Raw genomic sequence first — 9,877 nt, forward strand, 5'->3', positions numbered from 1 at the left:
CGCTTACGATATTAATTCCTGAAAATGGTTCGCTAACTAGTGATTGACAACGCCCGTAGTGAACCGAAAAAATGTTCTCCACAAAGTCTTGACTGACTCTTTTTTCCAAAATATCTATCTTTTTCGGCCTACTTGTGGTACACTAGCGGCTAGCACCCAAAATGAGATGGGGCGCAAGCATATGAAGAGGGAGGATTCGAATTGAAGCGTCAAACCATAGCCGATCTGAGTCTGCTAATGGTGACGTTCGTCTGGGGGGCGACGTTCGTCGTCGTCCAAAATGCCATTTCGTTTTTGGAGCCGTTGTCGTTTAACGCCGTTCGCTTCAGTTTGGCCGGCTTGTTGCTTCTCGCCTGGATCACCGCCGTTTCCCGCCCGCTCTTCGGCCAGTTGTCATGGCGAGTCATCGGCGCTGGGGCGTGGATGGGGCTATGGCTGTTTTGCGGCTACGCATTCCAAACGATCGGACTGTTGTATACCACTTCCTCGAAAGCCGGCTTTATTACCGGACTGAGCGTTGTGCTCGTTCCATTGTTTTCCTTTTTGATTTTAAAGCAAAAACCGTCTGTGAATGCGGTCGTTGGAGCGGCACTTGCCGCGTTCGGCTTGTATTGGCTGACAGGGGGAGCGGAGCTGTCGTTCAATCAGGGCGATTTCTTTGTCTTTCTTTGTGCTGTTTCCTTTGCCATGCACATTATCGTCACCGGCCGCTATTCCTCTCAGTATTCGACGATGCTGTTGACAATGGTGCAAATTTTTACCGTCGGCATCCTCTGTTTCTTCTTTGCCTTTTGGTTTGAAGACGCCGCGCAAATGTGGAATATGGCGGTGCTCCGCCGTCCGGAAGTATGGGGGGCGCTCGCTGTGACATCGTTGTTGGCGACGACCGCGGCGTTTCTCATCCAAACGGCGGTGCAAAAATATACGACTCCCGCCCATGTCGCGCTGATTTTCGCCATGGAGCCGGTGTTCGCCGCTTTGACCGCCTACCTTTGGGCTGGAGAGCGGCTGTCGCCATCGGCCTGGCTTGGCGGCGCTGCGATTTTGGCCGGCATGATTTTCGCCGAACTGCCAAGCATGCGCCTCTGGGGCAGACGGTGGCGGGAAAAGCGGAACATCCCATCGTAGCCGCAACGATTGCTCTTAGCGAAAAACAGTGAAGTTTTTGGGAGGCTAGAGGCGCTCCGTTGGTCATCATCCCATGCCGCCGACGCCTGACGCGCTTCGCTGCCTGAGGCCGTCAGGCGCGGCGCCGACAACCCCAATGCGATAAAGCGCCCGCGGCCATGCCCAAGAGCGCCCCGCCGACGACTTCGATCGGCTCGTGTCCGAGCCGGGCGCGCAGCTGCCGCTGTCGTTTGTGATAAACGGTTTGTTTTGGGTCTCCTTCCAACTTTTTTACTTCCTCGGCAAGCTCGTTCAGGCGAAGGGCGAGTTCGCCCGCTTGGCGCCGCACCCCTTGCGCATCGTACATGACGATCAGTCCAAACAACGCGGCCAAGGCAAAATCGATCGTGCGCACGCCTCGCTCGAGGGCGATAAATGTCGCTAAGGCGGAAACACCGGCAGAGTGGGAGCTTGGCATTCCGCCGGTTTCGAAAAAGAGCCGCCAGTCCCATCGGCCAGTCTCCAACTGCTTGATCGGGATTTTCAAAAACTGGGCGAGCGCGATTGTCGCGAGCGCCGTCTTCAGCCCCTTGTTCATCACGCTTTCCTCCTTTGCTTATATTTTGACCAAGGGTGGCCATACTATCCGTAAAGAGCGGAGGTGAGAGCAATGACCAAAAACGGCGGCCGAAACCGCGGCACGAAGGCGCCGGGCGTCAACCCGCAAGGCTTTGGCCAAGACGGAACGTTCACCCCGGATCCAAAAAGCAAGCTTGAGAACGCAGCGAAAAAGCTCAACACAAAATAAAAGCAGGCTTCCCGATATGGGAGCCTGCTTTTTGTCGTTATTGTTTCACTTTCGCCAATTTTTCGCGCAACACCATTTGCAAAATGCCGCCGTGGCGATAGTAGTCGATTTCGACTTCGCTGTCAAAGCGGACGATGACCTCAAATTCTTTCTTCTCACCCGTATCCGGGTTCGTCGCCGTCACTTTGACGAGATCGCGCGGTTTGACGTTTTCATCGATGTGAATGTCGAACACTTCTTTACCCGTCAAGCCGAGCGTCTCCGCATTTTCGCCTTCTTTAAATTGCAGCGGCAGGACGCCCATCAAAACGAGGTTCGAGCGGTGGATGCGCTCAAAGCTTTCGGCGATGACCGTTTTAATGCCGAGCAAGAACGTCCCTTTCGCCGCCCAGTCGCGCGAGCTGCCCATGCCGTAGTCTTTGCCGGCGATGACGACAAGCCCAGTGCCGTCTTGTTTGTATCTCATGCACGCATCGTACATCGACATCACTTCGCCGGTCGGCCAGTACGTCGTATAGCCGCCTTCCGTGCCCGGCGCGATTTGGTTGCGGATGCGGATGTTGGCGAACGTGCCGCGCATCATCACTTCATGGTTGCCGCGCCGCGAACCGTACGAGTTGAAATCTTTCGGCTCGACGCCTTTCGAGATCAAATATTGGCCTGCCGGCGTGTTTTTGCCGATCGACCCAGCTGGCGAAATATGGTCAGTCGTGACCGAATCACCGAACTTGCCGACGACGCGCAAGCCGGTGAGAGGTTCAACTTTGCGCACTTCCGGCGACAAGCCTTCAAAGAACGGCGGATTTTGAATGTACGTCGAGTTTTCATCCCATTGGTACAGCGGCTCATCCGTCGTTTCGATGGCGTTCCAGCGCGGATTGCCGTCGAACACGCGCTCATATTCTTTGCGGAACAGTTCCGGATCGACCGCTTGCTTGACGACATTCTTCACTTCTTCCATCGACGGCCAAATGTCGCGGAAATAGACGTCGTTGCCGTCTTTGTCTTTGCCAATCGGCTCGTTCAACAAGTCAATGTCGACCGTGCCGGCGAGCGCATAGGCGACAACAAGCGGCGGCGATGCCAAATAGTTGCCTTTGACAAGCGGGTGGATGCGGCCTTCAAAGTTCCGGTTGCCGGACAGGACGCTTGTCACGAGCAGATCGCTTTCCGCGAGCGCTTTTTCGAGCTCCGGCGCAAGCGGACCTGAGTTGCCGATGCATGTCGTGCAGCCGTAGCCGACAATGTTGAAACCGAGCTGTTCCAGATACGGAAGCAGCCCCGAGTCACGCAAGTAGCCGGTGACGACTTTCGAGCCCGGCGCGAGCGACGTTTTCACGTATTTCGGCACTTGCAAGCCTTTTTCGACCGCTTTTTTCGCCACTAAACCAGCGGCGACAAGCACGTACGGGTTCGACGTGTTCGTACAGCTTGTGATCGCCGCGATGACGACAGCGCCCGTTTTTAATTTCACTTGTTCGCCGTTCAGCTCGACCGTAATTTCCCGCTCCAAGTCCGCTTCCGTCAAGCCAAAGCCTTGGTTGCCTTGCGGCGCTTTCACCGCGTCGCGGAACGACTGTTTCATTTTCGAGAGCGGGATCAAGTCTTGCGGCCGTTTCGGGCCAGACAAGTTCGTTTCAATTTCCGACAAGTTGATTTCCACAACATCCGTAAACACCGGCTCCGGTGCATCCGGCGTGTAGAACAAACCGTTCGCTTTGCAATACGCTTCGACGACTTGAACGTGATGTTCGTCGCGGCCGGTCAAGCGCAAATAGTCAAGCGCTTCAGCGTCGACCGGGAAGAAGCCGCACGTTGCCCCGTATTCCGGCGCCATGTTGGCAATCGTCGCCCGATCGGCAAGCGGCAAAGTCGCCACTCCTGGTCCGAAAAATTCAACGAATTTGCCGACGACGCCTTTTTTCCGGAGCACTTGCGTCACCTTAAGCGCCAAGTCGGTGGCCGTCGCTCCGTCCGGCAGCTTGCCTGTCAGGCGGACGCCGATGACTTCCGGCACCGGGAAGTACGACGGTTGGCCGAGCATGCCGGCTTCCGCTTCAATGCCGCCGACTCCCCAACCGAGGACGCCGAGGCCGTTGATCATCGTCGTATGCGAGTCCGTGCCGACAAGCGTATCCGGGAACGCTTCGTACTCGCCGTTCTCCCCTTCGACCGCGTGAACGACGCTTGCCAAATATTCCAAGTTCACTTGGTGGACGATCCCCGTTGCCGGCGGAACGGCACGATAGTTGTTAAACGCTTTTTGCGCCCATTTCAAAAACTTGTACCGTTCGGCGTTCCGTTTGAATTCCAAATCCATGTTGTACTCCAGCGCATCGTCTGACCCGTAGCGGTCGACTTGCACCGAGTGGTCGATGACGAGATCGACCGGAATTTCCGGGTTGATTTCGTACGGATCGCCGCCCAAATCGGCCATCGCTTTGCGCATCGAAGCCAAATCGACGACAGCCGGCACGCCGGTGAAGTCTTGCAAAATGACGCGCGACGGCTTAAACGGCACGTCGATGTCTTTCATTTCCGGCGTTCCCCATTTCGCCAAGTTTTCCACGTGCTCTTTCGTAATGACGCGGCCGTCGACTTGGCGGAGCACCGATTCAAGCAATACTTTGATCGAGTACGGCAGGCGGCTCACCTGGCCGATGCCCGCTTCTTCAAGCGCTTGCAAACGGTAATAATTGTATTTTTTACCGTTGACTTCGAATGAAGAGCGGGCGTTGAATACATCCTGTTTCGCCATATGTACAACCCCCTTCACTTCACAATAATACTATACTATTTTTTTGCGCAAAAGTCGAAAAAATAGCATGAATTCTCCCAATCCCCATAAAGTTTGGCACGACTTTATCTTATTATAGAACAGAGCAAGTGTAAATAATGATTTCCAATGTCTCGCCATATTACTTCCTTACCGCGGCAAAAGAGGAATAAGGCGCCCGTTTCGTCGCAAACTAGAAGCGGAGGTGAAACGAATGGCAAAGCGAAAAGCAAACCACGTGATCCCTGGCATGAACGCCGCCAAAGCGCAAGGAATGGGGGCCGGCTACAACGAAGAGTTTTCCAATGAACCACTGACAGAAGCACAGCGCCAAAACAACAAAAAACGAAAAAAGAACCAATAGCATGGCGGCCATTCCGCCATCCCGGACTGCCATAGCATGAAAAAAGGGAATGTCCGCCGCCGGCATTCCCTTACTCGTTTTCATTGACTTCGTCAACGATCGCCTGCAAATCGCTGCGGAATTTTTCGAGCTGCACGCGCTGCGTTTCCGAGGCAACTTCGAGCGCGTTTTCAATTTGTGCGAACGCCTCGTTTACTTCTTGCCGAAGATGGGCCAGCTGGTGGCCGTAGTCGGCTTGATCACGCACCAAGTGATCGTGCCATTCTTTCGCTTCCATCGTCGCCTTTTGCGCTGCTTGAAACGCGTCCTGCTTCGTTTTATGGTAAACCATGGCTCGTCCCTCCTTCGCGGTCGTTCACTACTTATCGTTTCAAACCGGGCGCAAATTATGCGCCGAATAAGCGAAAGCACAACGCCGCATGCTAACGGACAAAGGAGGGACAACAAATGACAAACAAAAATGACGGCAAAGATATGCGCAAAAACGCCCCAAAAGGCGACAATCCTGGGCAGCCGGAGCCGCTTGACGGTTCGAAAAAAGTGAAGAACCGCAATCACACGCGGCAAAAGCACAACACAAGCCACGATATGTGACGCAAACAAGCGGAGTTTTCCTTCTCCGTTCAGCCGAGACCGGCGGCAGCCGGGAGGGCTGAACGGCTGTTGTCTTTATGTTTACATAATAAAATTATTGTAAAACCAAAAAGGCGGGTGATGTAAGGGAAAATGGTGCTCCCAACAGCGTTTCTCAATGTTGAAAAATCTTGCGACACCATAACCTGATCCCTTTTGGATTCTCGCAAATGGAGCGTTTTCACCGGGGTCTTCTAGAACATCCCATTGCCGCCCGCCTTGGATTCATTTCCATTAAAGGACATCATCCCCACCCAGGCAACAAGCCGGCCGACGGCGATGACGATTAGCCTGTTTGCTGCTTGAGCGCTTCATACAGCTCTACGAATTCAGCGGCTAAGTCCTTGACCGTGATCGCCGTCATTAAATGATCTTGGGCATGCACCATCAGAAGCGTCACCACCGGCTGCCCGCCGCGCGCTTCTTGTTGCAGCAGCTCGGTCTGCAACCTATGGGCCGCCTGCAGTTCCGCTCCCGCCTGTTCAAGCAGCCTGCGCGCCGCGGCAAATTCCCCTTTTTTCGCCGCTGCAATCGCCTCCATTGCATAACTGCGGCCGTTTCCTCCGTGAAGAATCAGTTGGAATACGGTTTGTTCATACATTTGCATAACGCCCTCTCCTATGTTAATAGAATTCACGGTACGTAATTAACTGGACACCACGCTCAGCGATCTCCTTAGCAAGCGCTGGATCGGTCAGTACAGCCAACTCCTCGATCCGCTGCCGGCAATAAGAGCTTCCCGCAGCGAGAGGGGCGTCAATATAAGCCGGGTGGCACATCACTTCCGCCGTCTGCCCGTCGCCAATTCGGTCGATCAGCGAGATAAAACGGTCTTTCGTCAGTCCATCGCCGTAAAAATCCGGAAAAAAGACGTCGACGGTTGCCAGCTGATGCGGCCGTGCCGTCCGCACCGGGCGGATCGGCAGCCGATAACGTTCGGCCAATTGTTCCACAACTGGAAACACATTCGGATGCTCATGGACGTGATGATGGCTGTCGATATGCGTTGGAGAGAGCCCGAACGAGAAAAAACACTCCAGTTGGGCAGCAAGCTCCCGCTCGATATCGCTGCGCCTAGCGCTGGCAAGCACCTCCCCGCGCCGCGGAAACTCCCCGTTCTCGTTCACAAGCGACGGAACATCGACCAGCGGCCGGCCGCACGTCAGCACAAAATGAATGCCGACGCCGAGTTCTGGATGTTCCTTCGCCAGCCGGGCAGCGTGTTCTGCCGCTGGCATATTCGCCATCAGCGTCGCCGACGTGACGACACCGTTCTGAAACGCTTCCAAAATTCCGTAGTTGACCCCTTTCGAGTAACCGAAATCATCGGCGTTGACTATGCAATAGCGCGGCATTTCGTTCCTCTCCTTGATTTACAGCGAGTGCATTGTTCCCGCTCCGCTTGCAATCATTGGATCGGCCTGCTCTTCGGCCGCTTTTTGTTTGTCCCAAATCGTGAAAAATGGATAGTAGATGGCAAACGCGATGAAGAAGTTGACGATTTGCAAAATACTCCCGGAAATTTTGCCCCCCGTCGCTAAATAGCCACTGATCACGATTGGTGTTGTCCATGGCACGGCCACCCCGCTTGGTTTAGCGACAAGCCCAGTCGCCATTGCGGCGTAGGAAACAATCACAAGCACGACAGGCACGAGAATGAATGGGATGATCAGCAATGGGTTCATGACGATCGGCATGCCGAACGTGATCGGCTCATTAATATTGAAAATGCCAGGCGCGATCGCCAGCCGACCTAAGCTTTTCAGCTGCCGGCTGCGGGCCCGAAGCATCATCGTCAACGCCAACGCCAATGTCGCACCTGAACCGCCGATGTAAATCCAAAGATCAAAAAACTGTTGCGTGATGACGTTGGGCAGTTCGGCATTCGGATTTTGCTGGAACACCATTCGATTTTCATCCATCAGCGACAGCCAGATCGGCCCCATGACCCCGCCAACGATGGCCGCTCCGTGCAGCCCGGTCGACCATAGCAGTTGCACAAGCAGCACAGCGACAATGGCGCCAAATACACTGCCGCCAAGCACACTGAGCGGCTTGTTCAGGAGGACAGATACAATGTTATGAAAACTTTCAAACGGTGTCATTTCCAAAATAAGGCGAGCTATCCAGACAACGACGAGAACGGCGCCTCCCGGAATCAAGGCAACAAAAGAGCGGGCCACAGCAGGCGGCACCCCGTCCGGCAGTTTAATGACAATATTTTTTTGAATGATTTTCCGGTAAATTTCGGTTGACACAATCGCCAAAATCATGGCAACAAACAACCCTTTGCTGCCAACCCATTGTACCGGAATGCCGCCGCTGACCATGATCGCCTCTTTCGCTCCTTCCGGCGTGAACGGCACTTGATAGGGGGTTGCGAGCAAAAAAGCGGCCAGTGAAATCGCCCCGGCGGACAGCGCATCCACTTTATACTTTTCCGCCAGCCGGTAGGCGACCCCGAAGCTGACAACAAGCGCCATAATATCGAACGTCGCTCCAACCGGATAGAGAAGCTTATCAAGCCAATGTTCGCCGAACCATTTCGCCATCCACTCGTTGTAACCCGGAATCGGCAAAAAGCCAATGATTAAAAATAAAGACCCGATAATCAAGAGCGGCATCGATAAAATAATCCCGTCGCGAATCGCTTGCAAATGGCGCTGTTCAGCGATTCTGCCGGCCACTGGCATCACACGTTCTTCCAACACCCGAATGAACCGATCCATCCACCTCTACCCCCTGCTTATTTTTTTAACCGCAGTGCAAAATCCAACACTCCAGCGCCGTTGACGCGCCCGTAGTCGGCCGGGTTGATGACGTCGACAGGAATGCCGCGCGCCTCTCCTTCTTTCTTCAATGCGACAAACTTGTAGCGGATTTGCGGACCAATGAGTACGACATCCGCTCGATCGAAATGATCTTTCGCCTCGTCGGCAGAGACAGCCCAAATATTCGCTTCAATCCCCCGTTCCTTTGCCGCCTCTTGCATTTTCGTCACAAGCAAACTCGTCGACATGCCGGCAGCGCAAATGAGTAAAATGTTCATCCACCTTCTCCTCCTTTTTGGCCATTGTTCATTATGGTTTAAGCAAATTCCATGCCAACGTCAAAAAGACAGCGCTGAAGCGGATGGAACGGTTGTGTGTCAACGAACGGAAACTGTGTAATGGAAGCGTTTTCATTAATCACGACATTATCCATCTCGTTTTCCTTGCAACGAGCGAAAAAAGTGAACAATATGACACAGTTCATCTTCATCGATGCAAACACCGTACTGCTGTTCAAGCGGAAACAATCCCTCTTTGACAGTCCGGTAGAGCGGCCCCTCTTCATGTCCGCATGCAACCACCGCCCCCCGCCCGCTGTTCGTCTTCTCTCCGGAAAGAAGACGATCGAGCAGGCAACATAGATGAAAGACAAGCCCCACCATATCGCGACCATCCGATTCAAGACCGAGTTCCCGGCTGATCGCCGCCAGCACAGTACGAATGGCAGGAATGGCCCTTGCCGGTGAGAGGTGGCGAAGATGGCCGGACAGCTCTCTTGCCATATGCAGGTGAATTTCCTCGACATCGGCTAACGCTTGTATTTCTTTCATCGCTCTCAGGCTAAGCACTTCCTCAAGAGAAAAGTGCGGGATTCGCTCATCAAGACAAAGATGGCTGACGACACAAACGATGCGGAAATGTTTTGCTACGTTGGACAAGGTTTGCCGCGCTTCTTCTACATCTGACATTTGAATCGGAATGATGCGCCACATTCGCTCATCGAGCTGCAAATAAGTTTCCAATATATGTTTTAGCGCCAGCGCGCTTCCTTTTCCAGTAAAACAAGCGGTGACGATCGCCAGCATGTCCTGATCCGCTGCTTCTTCTTCCCAAAGCGGCCCGCGAACGTAAAACGGCGCCGCAGCTTTCACTTCTTCGTAGATGTCATTGAGCGCATAGCCAAGCATCGCCTTGCGAGCCGCTTCGAGCACATGCGGCGTGCTGGCGGCGGAAATCACCCGCACCGGAACAGCGAGCTCTTTTTCCAAAAAGTTCGAAAACGACACAAGCGATCCCATGTCAACAAGCAACAGCGCGCCGAGTCAGTCAAGACTTTGTGGAGAACATTTTTTCGGTTCACTACGGGCGTTGTCAATCACTAGTTAGCGAACCATTTTCAGGAATTAATATCGTAAGCG

12 protein-coding genes are annotated in these 9,877 nt (G+C 53.8%); 4 read left to right on the plus strand and 8 right to left on the minus strand.

The features are described from left to right. Positions 1-201 precede the first annotated feature (201 nt). A complete protein-coding gene (locus tag CV945_RS15490; RefSeq protein ID WP_100660117.1) occupies positions 202-1,128 on the plus strand; it encodes a DMT family transporter in 927 nt (308 codons plus the stop codon). 112 nt (positions 1,129-1,240) lie between these two features. Here CV945_RS15490 and CV945_RS15495 read toward each other — a convergent pair whose 3' ends face one another. Next, on the minus strand, positions 1,241-1,705 hold the full coding sequence (locus tag CV945_RS15495) for a divergent PAP2 family protein (protein ID WP_053413665.1): 465 nt from the start codon (positions 1,703-1,705) through the stop codon (positions 1,241-1,243). A gap of 72 nt (positions 1,706-1,777) precedes the next feature. Here CV945_RS15495 and sspL point away from each other — a divergent pair, with 72 nt between their 5' ends. Next, the gene (gene sspL / locus CV945_RS15500) at positions 1,778-1,915 is read left to right on the plus strand and encodes a small, acid-soluble spore protein L (RefSeq protein WP_011230846.1); all 138 of its coding nucleotides are present in this window, start codon (positions 1,778-1,780) and stop codon (positions 1,913-1,915) included. Between the two features lie 37 nt (positions 1,916-1,952). On the opposite strand, the gene acnA is transcribed toward sspL, so the two are convergent. Then, positions 1,953-4,673, minus strand: coding sequence for an aconitate hydratase AcnA (gene acnA / locus CV945_RS15505; protein WP_023634183.1), 2,721 nt, complete (start codon positions 4,671-4,673; stop codon positions 1,953-1,955). A 232-nt stretch (positions 4,674-4,905) separates the two neighbouring features. Here acnA and sspO point away from each other — a divergent pair, with 232 nt between their 5' ends. After that, positions 4,906-5,055, plus strand: a complete 150-nt coding sequence (gene sspO / locus CV945_RS15510) for a small acid-soluble spore protein O (protein WP_008879509.1) — start codon at positions 4,906-4,908, stop codon at positions 5,053-5,055. A 70-nt stretch (positions 5,056-5,125) separates the two neighbouring features. Here the strand turns inward: sspO and CV945_RS15515 are convergent, their stop codons facing one another. Next, the gene (locus tag CV945_RS15515; RefSeq protein WP_100660118.1) at positions 5,126-5,386 is read right to left on the minus strand and encodes a hypothetical protein; all 261 of its coding nucleotides are present in this window, start codon (positions 5,384-5,386) and stop codon (positions 5,126-5,128) included. A gap of 116 nt (positions 5,387-5,502) precedes the next feature. On the opposite strand from CV945_RS15515, the gene CV945_RS15520 reads away from it, so the two are divergent. After that, on the plus strand, positions 5,503-5,649 hold the full coding sequence (locus CV945_RS15520) for a small acid-soluble spore protein P (protein ID WP_011230843.1): 147 nt from the start codon (positions 5,503-5,505) through the stop codon (positions 5,647-5,649). Between the two features lie 325 nt (positions 5,650-5,974). Here CV945_RS15520 and CV945_RS15525 read toward each other — a convergent pair whose 3' ends face one another. From CV945_RS15525 to CV945_RS15545, 5 genes are all read right to left on the minus strand, one after another. Then, complete coding sequence (locus CV945_RS15525) at positions 5,975-6,295, minus strand: PTS lactose/cellobiose transporter subunit IIA (protein WP_100660119.1); 321 nt, start codon at positions 6,293-6,295, stop codon at positions 5,975-5,977. A 16-nt stretch (positions 6,296-6,311) separates the two neighbouring features. Next, positions 6,312-7,043: a chitin disaccharide deacetylase gene (gene chbG, locus CV945_RS15530; protein ID WP_100660120.1), complete on the minus strand. Its 732-nt coding sequence runs from the start codon at positions 7,041-7,043 to the stop codon at positions 6,312-6,314. An 18-nt stretch (positions 7,044-7,061) separates the two neighbouring features. Beyond that, the gene (celB, locus tag CV945_RS15535; RefSeq protein WP_100660121.1) at positions 7,062-8,417 is read right to left on the minus strand and encodes a PTS cellobiose transporter subunit IIC; all 1,356 of its coding nucleotides are present in this window, start codon (positions 8,415-8,417) and stop codon (positions 7,062-7,064) included. Between the two features lie 17 nt (positions 8,418-8,434). After that, on the minus strand, positions 8,435-8,737 hold the full coding sequence (locus tag CV945_RS15540; protein ID WP_100660122.1) for a PTS sugar transporter subunit IIB: 303 nt from the start codon (positions 8,735-8,737) through the stop codon (positions 8,435-8,437). A gap of 147 nt (positions 8,738-8,884) precedes the next feature. After that, on the minus strand, positions 8,885-9,745 hold the full coding sequence (locus tag CV945_RS15545) for a PRD domain-containing protein (protein ID WP_232722243.1): 861 nt from the start codon (positions 9,743-9,745) through the stop codon (positions 8,885-8,887). Between the last annotated feature and the right edge of the window lie 132 nt (positions 9,746-9,877).

The sequence above is a fragment of the Geobacillus sp. Manikaran-105 genome (assembly GCF_002809955.1).
GTDB classification, from domain to species: Bacteria; Bacillota; Bacilli; order Bacillales; family Anoxybacillaceae; genus Geobacillus; species Geobacillus thermophilus.

Bases quoted from the DNA above. Each gene is read 5' to 3' on its own strand.
- CV945_RS15515 (WP_100660118.1), bottom strand. From the start codon at position 5,386: ATGGTTTACCATAAAACGAAGCAGGACGCGTTTCAAGCAGCGCAAAAG.
- sspL (WP_011230846.1), top strand. From the start codon at position 1,778: ATGACCAAAAACGGCGGCCGAAACCGCGGCACGAAGGCGCCGGGCGTC.
- chbG (WP_100660120.1), bottom strand. From the start codon at position 7,043: ATGCCGCGCTATTGCATAGTCAACGCCGATGATTTCGGTTACTCGAAA.
- CV945_RS15520 (WP_011230843.1), top strand. From the start codon at position 5,503: ATGACAAACAAAAATGACGGCAAAGATATGCGCAAAAACGCCCCAAAA.
- sspO (WP_008879509.1), top strand. From the start codon at position 4,906: ATGGCAAAGCGAAAAGCAAACCACGTGATCCCTGGCATGAACGCCGCC.
- CV945_RS15495 (WP_053413665.1), bottom strand. From the start codon at position 1,705: ATGAACAAGGGGCTGAAGACGGCGCTCGCGACAATCGCGCTCGCCCAG.
- celB (WP_100660121.1), bottom strand. From the start codon at position 8,417: ATGGATCGGTTCATTCGGGTGTTGGAAGAACGTGTGATGCCAGTGGCC.
- CV945_RS15540 (WP_100660122.1), bottom strand. From the start codon at position 8,737: ATGAACATTTTACTCATTTGCGCTGCCGGCATGTCGACGAGTTTGCTT.
- acnA (WP_023634183.1), bottom strand. From the start codon at position 4,673: ATGGCGAAACAGGATGTATTCAACGCCCGCTCTTCATTCGAAGTCAAC.
- CV945_RS15525 (WP_100660119.1), bottom strand. From the start codon at position 6,295: ATGCAAATGTATGAACAAACCGTATTCCAACTGATTCTTCACGGAGGA.